At 67.2% G+C, this 17049-nt stretch carries 13 protein-coding genes; 5 read left to right on the top strand and 8 right to left on the bottom strand.

Annotated features, from left to right (window positions below; translation table 11 throughout):
- The first annotated feature begins 47 nt into the window (after window positions 1-47).
- Window positions 48-1535 carry an NAD-dependent succinate-semialdehyde dehydrogenase gene (locus KPB06_RS09000; RefSeq protein ID WP_059577788.1) on the top strand — a complete coding sequence of 496 codons (1488 nt, stop codon included), beginning with the start codon at window positions 48-50 and terminating at the stop codon, window positions 1533-1535.
- Between the two features lie 58 nt (window positions 1536-1593).
- On the opposite strand, the gene KPB06_RS08995 is transcribed toward KPB06_RS09000, so the two are convergent.
- A complete protein-coding gene (locus tag KPB06_RS08995) occupies window positions 1594-2322 on the bottom strand; it encodes an IclR family transcriptional regulator (RefSeq protein ID WP_059577791.1) in 729 nt (242 codons plus the stop codon).
- Between the two features lie 312 nt (window positions 2323-2634).
- Here KPB06_RS08995 and KPB06_RS08990 point away from each other — a divergent pair, with 312 nt between their 5' ends.
- Window positions 2635-3690, top strand: a complete 1056-nt coding sequence (locus KPB06_RS08990) for a porin (RefSeq protein WP_059577793.1) — start codon at window positions 2635-2637, stop codon at window positions 3688-3690.
- 57 nt (window positions 3691-3747) lie between these two features.
- On the opposite strand, the gene KPB06_RS08985 is transcribed toward KPB06_RS08990, so the two are convergent.
- The 6 genes from KPB06_RS08985 to KPB06_RS08960 form a co-directional block, all read right to left on the bottom strand.
- Window positions 3748-4896 (bottom strand): porin, encoded by a 1149-nt coding sequence (locus KPB06_RS08985; protein ID WP_059577796.1) that lies wholly within the window; start codon window positions 4894-4896, stop codon window positions 3748-3750.
- Window positions 4897-5084: 188 nt separating this feature from the next.
- Window positions 5085-5648: a cytochrome b gene (locus KPB06_RS08980; RefSeq protein WP_059577799.1), complete on the bottom strand. Its 564-nt coding sequence runs from the start codon at window positions 5646-5648 to the stop codon at window positions 5085-5087.
- A 149-nt stretch (window positions 5649-5797) separates the two neighbouring features.
- A complete protein-coding gene (locus KPB06_RS08975; protein WP_099318514.1) occupies window positions 5798-7162 on the bottom strand; it encodes an aspartate aminotransferase family protein in 1365 nt (454 codons plus the stop codon).
- A 63-nt stretch (window positions 7163-7225) separates the two neighbouring features.
- Complete coding sequence (locus KPB06_RS08970; protein WP_226224262.1) at window positions 7226-8671, bottom strand: aldehyde dehydrogenase family protein; 1446 nt, start codon at window positions 8669-8671, stop codon at window positions 7226-7228.
- Between the two features lie 252 nt (window positions 8672-8923).
- Window positions 8924-10363, bottom strand: a complete 1440-nt coding sequence (locus tag KPB06_RS08965) for an APC family permease (protein WP_059577807.1) — start codon at window positions 10361-10363, stop codon at window positions 8924-8926.
- Window positions 10364-10646: 283 nt separating this feature from the next.
- Window positions 10647-11591 carry a helix-turn-helix domain-containing protein gene (locus KPB06_RS08960; protein WP_059577810.1) on the bottom strand — a complete coding sequence of 315 codons (945 nt, stop codon included), beginning with the start codon at window positions 11589-11591 and terminating at the stop codon, window positions 10647-10649.
- Window positions 11592-12159: 568 nt separating this feature from the next.
- On the opposite strand from KPB06_RS08960, the gene KPB06_RS08955 reads away from it, so the two are divergent.
- Complete coding sequence (locus tag KPB06_RS08955) at window positions 12160-13488, top strand: MFS transporter (protein ID WP_059577812.1); 1329 nt, start codon at window positions 12160-12162, stop codon at window positions 13486-13488.
- A gap of 25 nt (window positions 13489-13513) precedes the next feature.
- Here the strand turns inward: KPB06_RS08955 and KPB06_RS08950 are convergent, their stop codons facing one another.
- On the bottom strand, window positions 13514-14227 hold the full coding sequence (locus KPB06_RS08950) for a FadR/GntR family transcriptional regulator (protein WP_059577814.1): 714 nt from the start codon (window positions 14225-14227) through the stop codon (window positions 13514-13516).
- Window positions 14228-14460: 233 nt separating this feature from the next.
- Between KPB06_RS08950 and KPB06_RS08945 the strand changes: the two genes are divergently transcribed.
- Together KPB06_RS08945 and KPB06_RS08940 are read left to right on the top strand one after the other, a co-directional pair.
- Window positions 14461-16005, top strand: a complete 1545-nt coding sequence (locus KPB06_RS08945; RefSeq protein WP_059577817.1) for a sugar ABC transporter ATP-binding protein — start codon at window positions 14461-14463, stop codon at window positions 16003-16005.
- Complete coding sequence (locus tag KPB06_RS08940) at window positions 15998-17029, top strand: ABC transporter permease (RefSeq protein WP_059577820.1); 1032 nt, start codon at window positions 15998-16000, stop codon at window positions 17027-17029. The genes KPB06_RS08945 and KPB06_RS08940 overlap by 8 nt, the downstream gene beginning before the upstream one ends.
- Window positions 17030-17049 lie beyond the last annotated feature (20 nt).

Genomic DNA, 17049 nt, shown 5'->3' with positions numbered 1-17049 from the left:
CGTCGCGTTGCCCGGCCCATCGTGCAGTTTCTACCGAGGTATCCGTCTTGATTCCGTTTACGCCCTTGACCTCCCACATAGCACCCGATGTGCGGCGCGATTACGCGTCGCTCCATCTGTATATCGACGGCCGGTTCTTTCAGGCCGACGGCCGGCGCACGCAGCCCGTTCTCGATCCGGGCACCGGCGACGTGCTCGGCGACCTGCCGCATGCGACGCCGGCCGATATCGACGCCGCGGTGCGCGCCGCGCATCGCGCGTTCGCGACGTGGCGCCGCGAGTCGCCGCTCGCGCGCTCGGACATCCTGCGCCGCGCGGCTGCGCTGGTGCGCGAGCGCGCCGACGCGATCGGACGTCACATCACGATGGACCAGGGCAAGCCGCTTCGCGAGGCGATCGCCGAGGTCGTGTCGTCCGCCGAGCAGCTCGAATGGCACGCGGAGGAAGGACGTCGCACGTACGGCCGCGTCGTGCCGTCGCGCTCCCCGGACGTCGCCCAGACGGTGCTGCGCGAACCGATCGGCGTGTGCGCGGCGTTCTCGCCGTGGAATTTCCCGTTCAGCCAGGCGATGCGCAAGATCGCGGCGGCGCTTGCGTCCGGGTGCACGCTGGTGCTGAAAGGGCCGGAGGAATCGCCGAGCGCGATCGTCGCGCTCGCGCGCATCTTCCACGACGCCGGATTACCCGCGGGCTGCCTGAACATCGTCTGGGGCGTGCCGGCCGACGTGTCCAGGCAACTGATCGAGTCGCCGCTCGTGCGCAAGATCTCGTTCACGGGTTCGGTGCCGGTCGGCAAGCAACTGGCGGCGCTTGCCGCGTCGCACATGAAACGCATGACCATGGAACTAGGCGGCCATGCGCCGGTGCTGGTCTGTGCGGACGCCGACGTCGAACGCGCGGCGACGATGCTGGCCGCATACAAGTTTCGCAACGCCGGGCAGGTCTGCGTATCGCCGACGCGTTTTTTCGTGCAGCGCCCGGTGTTCGACCGGTTCGTCGCCGCATATCTCGAGGCGGTCGGCAAGATCCGCGTCGGCTACGGGCTGGAAGAGGCGACCACGATGGGGCCGCTTGCGCATGCGCGACGCGTAGCCGAGATCGACGCGTTCGTCGCCGACGCGAAGGCAAAAGGGGCGGAGATTGCCGCAGGCGGGGCGCGCCTGCCGACGGCGGGGCCGGGGCACTATTTCGCACCGACGGTCGTGCTGGGGCCGGCGCGTGATACGCGGCTGATGAACGAAGAGCCGTTCGGGCCGATCGTCGGGATCGTGCCGTTCGACGCGCTCGACGATGCGCTCGACGAAGCCAACCGCTTGCCGTTCGGCCTCGCGTCGTACGCGTTCACGACGTCGGCGCGCCATGCGCACCGGATCGGCCGTGCGCTCGAAGCCGGCATGGTCAACATCAATCACTTCGGCATGGGGCCGGCGGAGATCCCGTTCGGCGGCGTGAAGGACAGCGGCTTCGGCAGCGAGGGCGGAACGGAGACGTTCGACGGCTACCTGGTCACCAAGTTCATCACGCAGATGAACTGACCGCGCACGTGGGCGTTTCGGATGCGGCATCGTTCGCGATGCGATGCCGCGCGAATGCTCAGGTGGCGTCGCCGATCCGTGCGGTGGCGTCGATCAGGAGCTTGCCGAGTACGTGTTCGTCGAACAGCGCGAAGTGTTCGGCGCGAAAGATCAGCGACAGGCTGCTGTTGACGTCGCCGCTGCTGGCCGTGCGAATCGGTGCGGCGATGCCGACGAACCCGGCGTCGAGCTCGCCGCGCGAGATCCAGTATCCGGCCTCGACGATCTGCTGGCAGGCGCGCCAGAACTGCGTCCAGTCGGCGGCGAACTCGCCCAGCTCGGCGTTGTGCCGTTCGTGCAGGCGCTTCAGCCGCGCGCGCGACATCGCGGCGACGATCACCTTCGACGACGCGCCCTGGAACAACGGCATGATGCGGCCGCGGCCGAAGCCCAACTGCAGATTCTCGGCGCCGGTCTCGTGCATCACGTTGATGATCTGCTCGTCGAACAGCGTCGAGACGAGCGCATCGCCGCCGGTGACCTGAACCAGTTTCTGGATGACGGGTTTCGCGGCGGTGAGCGTCGGGTCCGACTGCCGCATGTTGTAGTCGAGATGGATGATGCGCGGGCCCAGCGTATAGCGGCCGTTGGTGCCGACGAGCAGGCCGACGGACGCCAGTTCCTTCACGTAGCGATAGCACGTGGTGCGCGAAAAGCCCATGTGTTCGGCGATTTCCTCGGCGGTCATCGACGTCGCGGACGAAGAGAAGACGTCGAGGATGGACAGCATTTTGGTGAGGCTCGACATGACGTGATCCGGGATTCAGACGGCTTGCGGCAATGGAACGGGAAGGACGCACGCGCTGCGGGCTGCCGGGGTGCGGCACGGCATGCGCCGCCGCGGGCGACAGGCCGTAGTCTAACTTATGTCGTGCGGGCGGCGACCGGGACCACGGCGGCGAATGGGCGCGGTGCGGGCCGGCCGCGTCGGGGAGGATCGTTTCACCTTGAATGATATGGATTCCTATTTTAATGGAAGAAATCGCACCCGGTCGAGGTTGCTGCCGAGCCGGTCGGATCGCGCGCGCATCGGCCGGGAAGTTTCGATGAGGAGAAGACGATGAAAGGGTGGTTTCGGATGATGGCTTTATGCGGCTGCGGAACCGTCGCACCGACGTTCGCGCAATCGAGCGTGACGCTCTACGGTTCGCTGGACACGGGCGTGACCTATACGAGCGACGTGGCGTCCGCCCCGCATGGCGGGCGTCAGGTCGCGTTGCAGGCCGGCGTGTCGCGCAACGACGTGTGGGGCCTGACGGGCAGGGAGGATCTCGGCGGTGCCGGCTACGCGGTGTTTCGGCTCGAAAGCCAGTTCCAGACGTCAGACGGCGCGCTGACCGTGCCGGGCTCCGCGTTCAGTTCGCAAGCGTACGTCGGGCTCGGTGGCGACTGGGGGACCGTGACGCTCGGGCGGCAGTTCGATTTCGTCGGCGATCTCCTGCCGGCGTTCGCGATCGGTGCGAACACGCCGGCCGGCCTGCTCGCGTGGGGCTTGCCGGCGAACGCATCGGCGGGCGGCGCGCTCGACAACCGTGTATGGGGCGTCCAGGTGAACAACGCGGTGAAGTACGTGAGCCCGTCATTCGGCGGATTGTCGTTCGGCGGCATGTGGGGGTTCGGCAACGTGCCCGGGACGGTCGCGCGCGGCAGCGTGCAAAGCGCGATGCTGTCCTACGCACAGGGCGCGTTCAGTGCCGCCCTCGCTTATTTCGGCCAGCACGACGTGACCGCCGGCGGCAATCTGCGCAATTTCTCGGTCGGGGCCGGCTACAACGTCGGTCCGCTCCGCGTCTTCGGCATGGTGTCGGACGTGCGGATCAGTGCCGCCGCGCCGCTGCGGGCCACCACTTGCGACGCCGGGCTGACCTATGCCGTCACGCCGTCGTTGCAACTGGGCGGCGGGTTCCAGTACCAGCAGCGCGGCGGCGACGTCGGCTCGGCCAATCAGGTCACGTTGAGCGCCGACTATTCGCTGTCGAAACGTACGGGCCTGTACGCGGTATTCGCACGCGGGCACGACGGTGCTTACGGCGCCCAGGTCGAAGCGGCGCTTGGCGGGCCGGCGTCCGGTGCGGCGCAGACGGCGGTTCGGCTCGGCGTGCGGCATCAGTTCTGACGGTTCGGGAAAGCACGGGCTGCCGCGCACGCTGCGAGCCCGTGTGGTCCGCCGGGTTCAGAAGCGATGCATCATCCCGACGCGCAACGCCAGCTGATTGCGGCCCGACGACTGCCCGGCCGTGCCGAGCACGTGTGCGTAGTCGAAGTCGGTGCCGGTATTGCCGGTTGCATGCTGATACGCGCCCTGAATGTACGTCGAGGTCCGCTTGCTGAGATCGTAGTCGAGCATCATCGATAGCTGGTGCCAGCTCGGCGACGCATCGCCCGCCGCCGTCGCGACATGTGCATGCGTGTAGGTATAGGCCGCGCCGAGCCAGACGTCCGGCCGGAAGAAATACTGGCCGTTGACCTCGAAGTTGTCGAATTTCCACGCGTGCTGCGAGCCTGCCGCCGGCTGGTTCGCGAAGTAGAGATTCAATTCCGGGTTGGTCACGTCGACATGCGAATACGCGGCGGACAGCGTCAGCTTGTCGCTGAACTTGTACGATGCGCCGGCATCGATGTTCTGCTGCGAGCGGCCGCTGAAAACCGTATCGTCGCTCGACAACGCGCCGCCCGCGGTTGCGCCGCCATTGTCGGCCTTCAGGTACGCGACGGCAGCGGAAAATGCGCCCGCCTGGTACTGCACGGCGGCGCTGTACACGCGGTTCCGCGCGAAGCCGCCCGCCTGATTCGCGAGCCCGTACAGCACTTCGCCCTTGAAGCCGCCGTACATCGGCGACACGTACTTGATGCTGTTCTGGATGCGGTAGTCCCAGTCGGCGTTGTCGTTGTCGTACGGATGCGCGCCGAAGTCGCCGAGCCAGTTTCCGGTGGCCGTGAAAGGGCTCCATATGTCGAGCGTGGGATCGTACTGGCGGCCGAACGTCAGCGTGCCGAACCGATCGGAATCGAGCCCGACGTAGGCCTGCCTGCCGAACATCCGCGACGTGACCCCGAGCGCACCGGTGCTCGCGTTGAAACCGTTCTCGAGCTGGAACAGCGCTCTCAGCCCGCCGCCGAGGTTCTCGGTCCCTTTCAGGCCCCAGTTGCTGCCGACGGTATCGCCGCTGACCATCTGGTAAGCGTGGCTGCCGCCCGCGTTGCTCGTGAAATTGACGCCCTCGTCGATCAGGCCGTACAGCGTCACCGTGCCTTGCGCATGGGCCGTCAGGCCGAAACCCATGGCGCTCGCGGCCGATACGGCCGCCATTATCTTTTTCATCGTCGATCTCCAGGTGTGGGCGGCCCACGCGGCGCGGTTTCCGACGGCGTGCGACGGCGCCGGACGCGTGCGGCGGGTCCGCTTGTCGTTAGTAAAACGAAATATTTATGGTGAAGAAGATCGGCCCGCCGCGATCGGGCGGACCGGATGCGGAAGCTCACCGGGCGCGAGGTTTCCGCGTGGCGGCGTTACAGCATTCGCCGCAGCACGTCGTTTTCCGGGTTGCGGTCGAAGAATCGGTGCTTCAGCGCGCCGAGCACATGCAGCACGACGAGCGCGAGCAGCGTGTAGGCGAGCGTCCTGTGCAACCACTGAAACGCCTCGAACCAGTGGTCGTTCTTCGGCAGCAGCTCGGGTACGCGGAAAAAGAAGAACGGCACGCCGTCGCTCTGTGTAAACGTGCTCGACATCGAATAACCCATCAGCGGCACGACGATCGCCAGCGCATACAGCAGGTAGTGGCCGATCTTCGCGAGCTTGCGGTCGAGCGTCGGCAGGGTCGAAGGCAGCGGCGGCAACGGCTTCATCGAACGGATTGCCAGTTGCGTGACGACCACCAGCAGCGTGAGCACGCCGAATTCCTTGTGCGTCGGGTAGTACCAGTCGAACTTGGCCGGCAGGTTGTCGTCGAGCCGGACCATCGTCCAGCCGGTCCAGAGCTGCGCGCCGATCAGGATCGCCCTGACCCAGTGCAGCAGTCGAAGCGCGAGCGGGTATTTCTCCACCGTGAATGCAACGGCCCGGTTTTCCATTTGACTTGTCTTCCTTTAAAACGAAACGGGAACAGGCGGGATGCCGATCGTCGACTTCGGCGCCCCGCGGCGATCGTCGTCGAACCGAAGCCGGACGGCGACGCGCACGAACCTTCGACGAAAAGCCCGTGCGCCGGGCCGGTTCGCGCTCAGGCGATCGCCAGCGAATCCGCGCAGCATTCCTGCAGCGCTTCGCGCAGCGTCACCGCGATGAAGTCGGCTTCGTCCTGCCGCAGCGTCAGCGGCGGCGACATCACGACCTTGTTCGCGATCGCGCGGACCAGGACGCCGCGCCGGCGCGCGGCATCTGCCACGCGGGCGGCGAACCCCTTGCCCGGATCGAGCGGCGTGCGGCTGGCCTTGTCGGTCACCAGGTCGAGCGCCAGCATCAGCCCCTTGCCGCGGACGTCGCCGACGGTCTCGAAGTCTGCCTTCAGCGGCAGCAATTGCTCGAGCAGGCGCTGGCCGACCCGCGCCGCATTGCCCGGCAGATCCTCGGCCTCGACGATGTCGAGCACCGCGAGCGACGCGGCGCAGGCGAGCGGATGGCCGCTGTACGTATAGCCGTGCATGACCACGTGCGAGAAGCCCGCCCCATGTTCGATCGCGTCGGCGATCCGCCCGTTGTACAGCGTCGCGCCGAGCGGCACGTAGCCGGCGGAAATGCCCTTGGCGACGCACAGGATGTCGGCGGCGACGCCCCAGCCGCGGCTGCCGAGCAGGCTGCCGGTGCGGCCGAAGCCGGTGACCACCTCGTCCGCGATCAGCAGGATGCCGTTGCGGTCGCATACGGCGCGCACGCGAGCCCAGTAATCGGCCGGCGGGACGATCAGGCCGCCGGCGCCCTGCACGGGTTCGGCGACGAACGCGGCAATGGTCTGCGGGCCGTGGAACGCGATCGTTTCCTCGATCTGCCGGATGCAGTGCTCGACGAGCTGTTGCGGATCGTCGCAATTCCACGGATTGCGATAGAGCCACGGCGTGTCGAGCAGCACGCAGCCGGGCAGCAGCGGGCCGTGATTGTAATGGTAGACGCCGTTGCCGCCAATCGACGTGCCGCCCATGTGCACGCCGTGATAGCCGTTGCGCAGCGACAGGAATTTCGTGCGCGACGGCTCGCCCGCGGCGACCCAGTACTGGCGCGCCATCTTGAGCGCGGTCTCGATCGCGTCGGACCCGCCGCTGCCGAACATGACCCGCTGCATGTCCTCCTGCGCGAACATCGCGCACAGGCGGTCGGCCAGATCGTAGACGCGCGGATGGGCGACGCCGTCGAAGGTCTGGTAGTACGACAGTTCGTCCATCTGCCGGGCGATCGCGCTTTTCACTTCCGGCCGGTTATGCCCGACGTTGACGTTCCACAGGCCGCCCACGCCGTCGAGCATGCGGTGGCCCTCGACGTCGTACACGTAGTTGCCGTCGCCGCGCGCGATGATCACGGTGGGAGTCGTATGCCCGGCGGCCGCCGAGCTCATCGGGTGCCAGAATCGTTTTTGACGCTTTTGATAGTCCATGGTGTCTCTCGTCTCTCTTGCGAAGTGCTTGAACAGGGTTGTGGCGCGGTGCGCGCCGTCGGGTCACAGGGCTGCGGTGACGATCTTTTCCTCGAGGTACGCATCGAGCGCGGCCTTCGACAGGTCGCGCCCGATCCCGCTTTGCTTGGTGCCGCCCCACGGCAGGCGTGCGTCGATCGGGCTCCACGCGTTGATCGCGACCGCGCCGACGTCGAGCCGTTCGGCGACGCGGTGCGCGGTGCCGACGTCCTGCGTCCACACCGAGGCGGACAGACCGAACGGCGTGTCGTTGGCGATGCGAACGGCGTCGTCCTCGGTGTCGAACGGCATGACCATGCCGACCGGGCCGAATACCTCGTCGCGGGCGATCCGCATGCCCGGATGGACGCCGCCCAGAATCGTCGGGCGCATGAAGCACCCGCGCGGCGGCACCTGTTCGTCGCCGGCGAGCATCACCGCCCCTTCGGCGAGCGCGCCGTCGACGAGCGCTCGCACGCGTGCGAGGTGCCGCGGGTTGATGAGCGCGCCCATCTGCACGCCGGGCTCCGATGGCGGACCGACGCGCATCGCCCGGGCCGCGTCGGCAAGCCGTTCTTCGAGCGCCTGGGCGATCGAGCGGTGCGCGAGCACGCGCGAGCCGGCCGCGCACGTCTGCCCCTGGTTCGCGAACATGCCGGCCATCAGCGACGGAATCGCACGGTCGAGATCGGCGTCCGCGAAGACGATCTGCGCGGCCTTGCCGCCGAGTTCCAGCGTGACGCGCTTGAAGGTCCTTGCTGCCACGCCCGCGATCGCGCGGCCGACTTCGGTGCTGCCGGTGAAACTGATCTTGCTCACGAGCGGGTGCGCGACCAGCGCGGCGCCGACTTCCGCGCCCACGCCGTGGACGATGTTGACGACCCCGGCGGGAAGGCCGGCTTCGCAGACGAGTTCGCCGAGCCGGGCGACGGCCAGCGGCGTGTCCTCCGACGGCTTGACGACCACCGGGCAGCCGGCCGCCAGCGCCGGCGCGAGCTTCCACACGGCGATCATCAACGGCGCGTTCCACGGGATGATCAGACCGGCGACGCCCACCGGCGCACGCCGCGTGTAGCTGAGCGTCGGGCGGCCCATGAAGCCGTCGGTCGGAATCGTGCGGCCCTCGAGCTTGTCGGCCCAGCCGGCGAAGTAGCGCAGCGTGTCGATGCACATCGGGAGGTCCATCATGCGCATCTCGGCAAGCGGACGTCCCTGTTCGACGGCCAGCAATTCCGTCAGCGCATCGGCGTCGCGCTCGACCAGGTCCGCCAGCCGAAGCAGCCAGCGGGCGCGGGCCGCGCCGCCCGCGCGCGCCCAGGCGTCGTCTTGCAGCGCCGCGTGCGCGGCGCGCACCGCGCGATCGACGTCCTCGGCGGTCGATGCGGGCACGGCGGCCACGTAGTCGCCGGTCGCCGGCGCCAGTTTGTCGAAGGTGCGGCCGGCCGCTGCGTCGCAATGCCTGCCGTCGATCAGATTCTGAATTTTCATCATGGTGTCCGTGTTTCCAGGGGCGAATCGTCGGGCGGAACGGGGCGGCGGCGGGGGCGGCCGCCGCCGTGCTGCTTCGACGTCGCCTTTACTGTATGTCGATGGAATCGCGCGCCTTGTCCGCTATCGGCAACCGTTGCGGCGCGATCGGGATAGGGAATACCCGTGCCGGCGCGACACGTCGCATGGCGCGTGGGCGGCGGGAAAGCGTCGGGGCGGCGACGGGACGGCGGTGCGGCACCGTCCGGGCGGCGGTTATTGGACGGCGCGTCCGAGTGCGCGGTACAGGTCGGGGTCGCTGCGTTTCAACCGCAGCGCGGCGCGGATGCCGAGCGCGCCGACGGCGGCGAGGAAATACGGAAACATCGCGACGAAGGTCGAATCCGATCCGCTCAGCACCGACAGGTTGCGCACGACCAGCACGAGGCAGGCGCCGAGCGCGATCACGCTGACGAGCGGCGCGATCAGGCGGTGCACGAGGCTGGCGTCCCGATGGTCGCGCGCGAAGAACGCGATCACCGAGGCCGCCACCAGGATCTGCACCGCGATGATGCCGATCGTGGCCAGCGCGCTCATCCACGAGAACACGACCGCGAACGGGTCGAGGCGAAAGGCCGCCGATCCGGCGATGGCCGCGAGCGCGATCAGCGTCTGCACCTTGCCGGCGACGTCCGGGCAACGATGCACGGGGCACGTATGGCCGAGCTTGCGCCACAGCACGCGTTCGCGGCCCATCGCGTAGAAATAGCGCGTGATCGTGTTGTGGAACGACAGGATGGCCGCGAACAGGCTCGTGACGAGCAGGACGTTCATCGCGTCCGTCGCGATGCCGCCGAGCAGTCGACCGCTGACGGCGAACCAGAGGTTGGCCGGATCGCGTGCGGCCTGCGCGGCGATCGCGCGCTCGCCCCAGGCCTCGACGATCGCCCACGACGACAGCGCGTAGAACGCCATGATGAGGATCACGGCCACGTACGTGGCGCGCGGAATCGTGCGCTTCGGGTCGCGCGCCTCCTCGGAGAAGATCGCCGTGGCCTCGAAGCCCATGTACGAGCCGAGCACGAACACGAGCGCGGTGCCGAGCCCGGGCGCGAACACCATTGCCGGGCTGAACGGTTTCGCGCTGAAGCCGCCGGCGCTCGCGCCGTGCGCGATGATCGCGAGATCGAGCAGCATCACGATCGCGATCTCGCCGATCATCAGCATGCCGAGCAGCCGGCCGCTGAACTCGATGCGTCGCGCACCGCAGAAGTGCACGGCGACGACGCATGCGAGCGCGAATGCCCACCACGGCACGTCGACGCCGTAGTGCCGCTGGATGCTGTCGTTCAGGAAGAAGCCGAACATGCAGTAGATCGCGATTTGCACGGCGTTGTACGCGACGATCGCGACGAACGCGCCGCCCACGCCGGCGGGGCGCCCGAGCCCGTTCGCGATGTAGGCATAGAATGCGCCCGCATTGGAGATGTGCCGGCTCATCGCCGCATAGCCGATGCTGAAGATCAGGTACATGACGCCCGCCAGCACGAAGACGCCGGGCACGCCGGGGCCGTTGCCGAGCGAGAACGCCGCGGGCGTCGCGCCGACCATCGCGGTGAGCGGCGCGGCCGCGGCGACGACGAAGAAAACGATGTGTGAAAGTCCGACGGCGTTCTTGCCGAGCCCCGCTTCGGACCGGGGTGACGATTCGTTCATGAGTAGTCCCGCTGGCCGGATCGTCCGTCAGGAATCGACACCGGCATGCCTGATCGATATCCCCGTGCCGCGCGCCGATGCTGACGAGCCGGCAATCGCTGCCGACGTTCATCGACGACACGGGTATGCGCTTGGACGGCCGCTCCATGCGGTGCAGCGGGCATGCGAGCGGAGCCGACGACAAAATTTACGGTGCCGAAAACACGGGCGTTGTCCGTTATCGGCAATCCGCATGCACCACGCGGCAGGGGATTACCCGGATGAGGCGGCGCGTGCGGTGCGCTCAGCTCAGCCGCGGCGTGTGCGACGGCAACTCGTGGAAATGCTGGTGGTAATACGCGGAGAAACGCCCGAAATGGCAAAAGCCGAATTGCGCTGCCGCGTCGCCGATCCGCATCGTCTCGGGCGTCGTCATCAGGAAGCGCCGCACCGCGTTCAGCCGGATCGAGCGGAGGTAGGCGGTCGGCGTGGTGCCGACCACGTTCTGGAAGCTGTATTGCAGCGTGCGGCGGCTGATTCGGAGGTGGTGACAGAGATCGATGACCGTCGGCACGTCGTCGCACTCCAGCGCGATTTCCTGGCTGCGGCGAACGATGTAGCTTTGCGTCGACGCCGACGGCAGCGCACCGGCATCCGGGTCGTCGGGCTGCACGAGGTCGAGCAGGATGCCGACCACACTGTGCGCGAGCACGCGTTCGTCGAACGCATCGCGCGCGGTGAGCGAGTCGCCGTCGAGCGCTTGGCGCAGCACGCGCTCGAGGCCGTCCAGCGCATTGCCGTAGCGTGCGGGCGAGATCGGCAGCACCGGCTGCTTCAGGATGCGGGCGGGCAGGTTCGCGAGTTCGTCCAGTTCGCGATCGGCGGTGAGCGTGCGGTCGATCGTGAAGGCGAGCACCTCGGTGTCGCACGGCAGGTGGGCGACGAATTCCTCGCCGCCGCGCAAGGTCAGCAGGCTCGGTCGCTCGACGGTGCGACCCTGGACCACGGGCGCGACCGCGCTGGCGATCGGCAGCGCGAAGCAGAGCCGGCCGCGCGGCGCGAGGCCGTGCTGCATCACGCGCTGGTTGATGCGTTCGCGAAAGACGTGGAAACGCTGGCCGGCGACCTGACGCAGCGTGGTCGTGGCGGTGCCCGGACTGATCTGGTCGTAGTGCTGCGACCAGTTCACGATCGCCTGGGAATGGAGGAACACATCGGAGAAGCACAGTGTTTCAGCGTGCAGGTTCATGGCGTGGCTAACGCATTCCGTCTGAAATTCGATGCCGGCCGAAGCCGGCCCATGTTGCCCGGGCGCGGGCAGCGCGCTCGCGCCATGCGCGCGGGTCGACTGGACTCGCCCGGATGGACGGCTTCCGAAGGCGCCGTGCCACGCGGCTAGTCCCGCCGACGATCATATCCAGAAAAAAACACCGGGTGACGCGATCGAAACCCGATCGGCGCTCGCTTGAAGGATGTTTTTGCAAATCTCATTATAGGGGATTGAATTTATCTTTATGGTGGGGTTTACATAGGGTGCGACGTGAGACCTTGCAGTAAGGGCAAAGCAGCGATTGGATGAGCATTGACCCGGTGCTTTCTTAAAAATCTGACGAATGTGGGTTGGAGGCATGACACGGTTAGCGTCCGAGGCGTTTTCTCGTGTTAACTACCAATGAATCCCGAATTGTGAGATTCGTATAATTCCCTCGCGACGCTTCGCGCAGCCTCTGTGCGCGCAACGCGTGGCGGCGCCACCGACGGCGGCCGCGAGCAACCCACGCGACGGCCGACGCATGTCCACATACCGGGAGCGGTCCATGTCCGAGTCACCCCCTGCCGTCTTGTATCGCCGGATCGCGCTGCGCGTGATTCCGTTTCTGTTCCTCTGCTACGTCGTCAACTTCGTCGATCGCGTCAACATCGGGTTCGCCAAGCTGCAGTTCCTGCAGGACCTCGGCTTGAGCGAAGCCGTATTCGGCTCCGCGACGGCGATCTTCTTCATCAGTTACGCCGCGTTCGAGGTGCCGAGCAATCTGGTGCTCGCGCGCATCGGCGCGAGCCGCACGCTCATGCGAATCATGGTGCTGTGGGGGCTTTGCACGGTGGCGCAGATGTTCGTGACCGGCAGCGTGTCGCTGTACGTGGTGCGCTTTCTGCTCGGCGCCGCCGAGGCCGGCTTCTTTCCGGGCCTGATCCTGTACCTGTCGTACTGGTTTCCGGATACGGTGCGCGCCCGTGTCAACAGCGTGCTGCTGCTCGCGGTGCCGGTCGCCGGCATGATCGGCGGGCCGCTGTCCGGCTGGATCATGGCGCACATGCAGGACGCGATGGGCATGCGCGGATGGCAGTGGCTGTTTCTGATCGAGGGATTGCCGGCCATCGCGCTCGGGCTGGTTGCGCTGCTGATGCTGAGCGACCGGCCGGAACAGGCGGCATGGCTGTCGCCTGCGGATCGGCGGGCGCTGTTGCGCGATCTCGACGCGGATCGGGCCGCGGCAGTGGTCGGCCATGATGGGGCCCGCGTGCTCGACATCGTTCGCAACGGTCGCGTGCTCGGGCTTGCCGCGATCTATTTCTGCGTCTACGTCGGGATGGGGACGGTGACGTTCTGGTCGCCCACGGTGCTGAAGGCGGCCGGGGTGTCGAGCGTCTCCGGAATCGGTTGGTTGTCCGGACTGATTTCCGTATTCACGATGATCGGCAACGTGGCGATCGCATGGAGTTCCGACCGATACGGCGAGCGCCGATGGCATACGGTGGCCTGCATGCTCGTCACCGCGTGCGGTTTGCTGCTTCTGCGCTTCTCGGTCGGCCACGTCTGGATCACCGTGACCTTGCTTGCGATCGCGCAGTTGTGCGCATTCACCGTGCCGATCGTTTTCTGGACGATTCCGGCGGCCCAACTGACCGGCCGCGCGGCGGCGGCGGGCATCGCGGTGATCAGCATGCTCGGTTCGCTCGGCGGCGCGTTCAGTTCGTGGCTGGTCGGTGCCCTGTTCGTGCGTACCGGCGCGCCGTATGCCGGGTTCGGCGTGGTCGCGGGGCTGCTGGTGGTCGGCTCGGTGCTGGTGACGAGCCTAGTGCCGCGCACGCTGCCGCCGCGCCGCACGGCGAGCGATCGGGCAGCGTTGCAGGGCGTTGAATAGCGCGTTGCCGGCGCCCGTGCGCCGGTCAATCCGGCTCCGAATCCGGCTCGGCTTTCAGCCCGCCCTCGATCCACCGCGCTTCGGACGCGCGAAGATGCGCGCGAATGGCCGTCTGGGCCGCGATCGGATCGCCGGCCTGCAGCGCGAGCAGCACGTCCTCGTGCTCGCGCACGGCGGCGGTCCACGTCTGCGGATTTTCCGCGTGGCCGCGCATGGCGGCCGCGATCGGGTCGTGGCGGCTGTCGAACAGCTCGCCGACGAAGCGCGTGAGCACCGAATTGCCGGCGGCTTCCGCGATCAGCATGTGGAATTGCCGGTCGGCCTCGACGGGCGATTTGCCGGCCTCCGCGAGCCGCTTCATGCGCTGAACCGTGCGGCGCAGGCGTTCGAGCATCGCGGCCGTCATCCGTGCGGCGGCCAGCGCTGCCACGCTGCCTTCGACGGCCGCGCGGGCCTGCATCAATTCCGACGGACTGTCGCCGAGCGTGGCCATCGGGCCGACGGCGTCGGCCGCCGTGTCGCGGACATAGACGCCGGAGCCCATCCGGATTTCGATCTGGCCGCCGATTTCCAGCGCGATCAGCGCCTCGCGAAGCGACGGACGCGATACGCCGAGCGTCAGCGCCAACTCGCGCTCCGGCGGCAGCCGCTCGCCGATCGCGAATTCGCCCTGGCGAATCAACGCGACGATCTGGGCCGCGACCGATTGGTAAAGCCGCTTGGGTTCTGTCGATTTCATCCGATCGATTGAGGTCAATGCGCTCTCGGCACAAGCGCGTGTCGCGGAGTCTATCACGCCTGCCTCATTGCCCCATGCAGCGGCTCATTCAGCCGGGTGTCCGGGTTTTTACCATTGGTAAGATCAGATTGAAATAGATAAATTGGCTTGACCAAAACGGGTTCGATTGCTGTAATTCATCCAAATTGGACTGACCAGGCGAAGCCGAGGTCGATCCGCCTCAAGGAGACGCAATGGCAATGCCTCGCAATCTGCCCGGTCAGGCCGCACAGGACGAAGCGGACCGGGAGATCCTGCGCCTGGAAGGGATTCGCAAGCGCTTCCCGGGCGTCGTCGCGCTCGACGGCATTCGCCTCGATCTGCGCCGCGGCGAGGTGCATGCGGTGTGCGGCGAAAACGGCGCGGGCAAATCCACGCTGATGAAGATCATCAGCGGCCAGTACCTGCCTGACGAGGGCGTCGTTTACTATCGCGGCGCGCCGGTGCGGTTTCGTTCGGCCTCCGAAGCGCAGGCGGCCGGCATCGCGATCATTCACCAGGAGCTCAATCTCGTCCCGCACCTGAGCGTCGCGGAGAACCTGTTCCTCGCACGCGAGCCGCGGCGCGGGCCGTTCGTCGACACGAAACGCATGAATGCGGATGCGGCGCGCTGCATCGCGCGAATCGGCCTGAACGTCGCGCCGACCACGAAGGTCGGCGTGCTGTCCATCGCGCAGCAGCAGATGGTCGAGATCGCGAAGGCGTTGTCGCTCGATGCGCGCGTGCTGATCATGGACGAACCCACGTCGTCGTTGACGGAAGCGGAAACGGTGCAGCTCTTTCGCATCATCGAGGAACTGCGCGCCGACGGCGTGGCGATTCTGTATATCTCGCACCGGCTCGACGAAATGGCGCAGATCGTCGATCGTGTGACCGTGCTGCGTGATGGACGCCACATCTCGACGGACGATTTCGCCGACGTGAGCATCGACGACATCGTCGCGCGCATGGTCGGACGCACGCTCGACGACGCGTATCCGTCGCGGCAGTCGGCGCCGACGGACGACGTGCTGCTCGACGTGCGCGACCTGCGCCGCGACGGCGTGTTCGGACCGGTGTCGTTCGCGCTGCGCCGCGGCGAGATCCTGGGTTTCGCGGGATTGATGGGGGCCGGACGCACCGAGATCGCCCGCGCGATCTTCGGCGCGGATCGCCCGGACGGCGGCACGATCGCGCTGCACGGCCGGCCCGTGACGATCCGCTCGCCGCGCGAGGCGATCCGGCACGGCATCGCGTATCTGTCGGAGGACCGCAAGAAGGAGGGGCTCGCGCTGCCGATGCCCGTCGCGGCCAACCTCACGCTCGCGAACGTGCGCGGCATCGCGTCACGCTTCGGATTCCTGCGCTTCGACGACGAGCTCGACGTGGCGCGCCGCTACGTGCAGGACCTCGCGATTCGCACGCCGTCCGTGCATCAGCGTGTGCGCAACCTGTCCGGCGGCAACCAGCAGAAGGTCGTCATCGGCAAATGGCTGTACCGCGGCTCGAAGATTCTGTTCTTCGACGAGCCGACGCGCGGCATCGACGTCGGTGCGAAATTCGCGATCTACGGGCTGATGGACCGGCTCGCCGCCGATGGCGTCGGCGTCGTGCTGATCAGCTCGGAATTGCCCGAACTGCTCGGCATGACCGACCGGATCGCCGTCTTTCACGAAGGTCGAATGACCGCATTGCTCGACACGAAACACACCAGTCAGGAGGAGATCATGCACTACGCGTCGGGGCGTTCCCATGCTTGAAATGACATCCGATCGAAGCCAGGCCGACGAGCGGGCGGCGCGACAGCGGCGGCGCGACCTGATCCAGAAGTTCGCGGCGCTCGGCAGCCTCGTCGTGCTCGTGTTCGCGTTCTCGATATCGAGCGCGGCGTTCTTCTCGGTCGACAACCTGATGACCGTCGGCCTGCAGGTCACGTCCATCGCCTATCTGGGCGTGGCCGCCACCTGCGTGATCATCACGGGCGGCATCGACCTGTCGGTCGGCTCGGTGCTCGCGCTGGCCGGCGTGTGCGCGGCGCTGCTCGTCAAGGCCGGCGTGCCGGTGCCTGCCGCGATGGCGGCCGGCATCCTGGTCGGTGCGCTATGCGGGCTCGTCAACGGCATCTGCGTGACGCGCATGGGCCTGCCGCCGTTCATCGCGACGCTCGGCATGATGCTCGTCGCGCGCGGCATCGCGCTCCAGATCACGGGCGCGCGGCCCGTCTCGGATCTCGGCGACGCGTTCGGCGCGCTCGGCAACGGCGCGCTGCTGCGGATCTCGCGCATCGGCGCGGACGGCTTCCCCGACACGACGTTTCCCGGCATCCCGTATCCGGTCGTGATCATGGTCGTGCTGTTCGTCGTGGTGTCCGTGCTGCTGTCGAGAACGTCGCTCGGCCGTCATATCTACGCGGTCGGATCGAACGCGGAAGCCGCGCGGCTGTCGGGCGTGAACGTGCAGGGCGTGAAGCTGTTCACCTACGTGCTGTCCGGCGCGCTCGCGGGCGTGACCGGCTGCGTGCTGATGTCGCGGCTCGTCACCGGGCAGCCGAACGAGGGCGTGATGTACGAACTCGACGCCATCGCCAGCTCGGTCATCGGCGGCACGTCGCTGATGGGCGGCGTCGGCACGATTTCGGGCACGGCGATCGGCGCGTTCGTGATCGGCGTGCTGCGCAACGGCCTGAACATGAACGGCGTGTCGAGCTTCATCCAGCAGATCATCATCGGCGTCGTGATCCTGGGCACGGTGTGGATCGACCAGTTGCGCAATCGCCGGCCCTGACCGGCGGCAAGCAGTCCCTA

Source organism: Burkholderia semiarida (genome assembly GCF_029268935.1).
GTDB lineage: Bacteria > Pseudomonadota > Gammaproteobacteria > Burkholderiales > Burkholderiaceae > Burkholderia > Burkholderia semiarida.
The sequence above is the reverse complement of the archived record's forward strand: the minus strand, read 5'-3'. Positions and strand labels throughout refer to the sequence as shown.

Bases quoted from the DNA above. Each gene is read 5' to 3' on its own strand.
- KPB06_RS08975 (WP_099318514.1), bottom strand. From the start codon at position 7,162: ATGGACTATCAAAAGCGTCAAAAACGATTCTGGCACCCGATGAGCTCG.
- KPB06_RS08965 (WP_059577807.1), bottom strand. From the start codon at position 10,363: ATGAACGAATCGTCACCCCGGTCCGAAGCGGGGCTCGGCAAGAACGCC.
- KPB06_RS08995 (WP_059577791.1), bottom strand. From the start codon at position 2,322: ATGTCGAGCCTCACCAAAATGCTGTCCATCCTCGACGTCTTCTCTTCG.
- KPB06_RS08960 (WP_059577810.1), bottom strand. From the start codon at position 11,591: ATGAACCTGCACGCTGAAACACTGTGCTTCTCCGATGTGTTCCTCCAT.
- KPB06_RS08990 (WP_059577793.1), top strand. From the start codon at position 2,635: ATGAAAGGGTGGTTTCGGATGATGGCTTTATGCGGCTGCGGAACCGTC.
- KPB06_RS08970 (WP_226224262.1), bottom strand. From the start codon at position 8,671: ATGATGAAAATTCAGAATCTGATCGACGGCAGGCATTGCGACGCAGCG.
- KPB06_RS08955 (WP_059577812.1), top strand. From the start codon at position 12,160: ATGTCCGAGTCACCCCCTGCCGTCTTGTATCGCCGGATCGCGCTGCGC.
- KPB06_RS08985 (WP_059577796.1), bottom strand. From the start codon at position 4,896: ATGAAAAAGATAATGGCGGCCGTATCGGCCGCGAGCGCCATGGGTTTC.
- KPB06_RS08945 (WP_059577817.1), top strand. From the start codon at position 14,461: ATGGCAATGCCTCGCAATCTGCCCGGTCAGGCCGCACAGGACGAAGCG.
- KPB06_RS08980 (WP_059577799.1), bottom strand. From the start codon at position 5,648: ATGGAAAACCGGGCCGTTGCATTCACGGTGGAGAAATACCCGCTCGCG.
- KPB06_RS08940 (WP_059577820.1), top strand. From the start codon at position 15,998: ATGCTTGAAATGACATCCGATCGAAGCCAGGCCGACGAGCGGGCGGCG.
- KPB06_RS08950 (WP_059577814.1), bottom strand. From the start codon at position 14,227: ATGAAATCGACAGAACCCAAGCGGCTTTACCAATCGGTCGCGGCCCAG.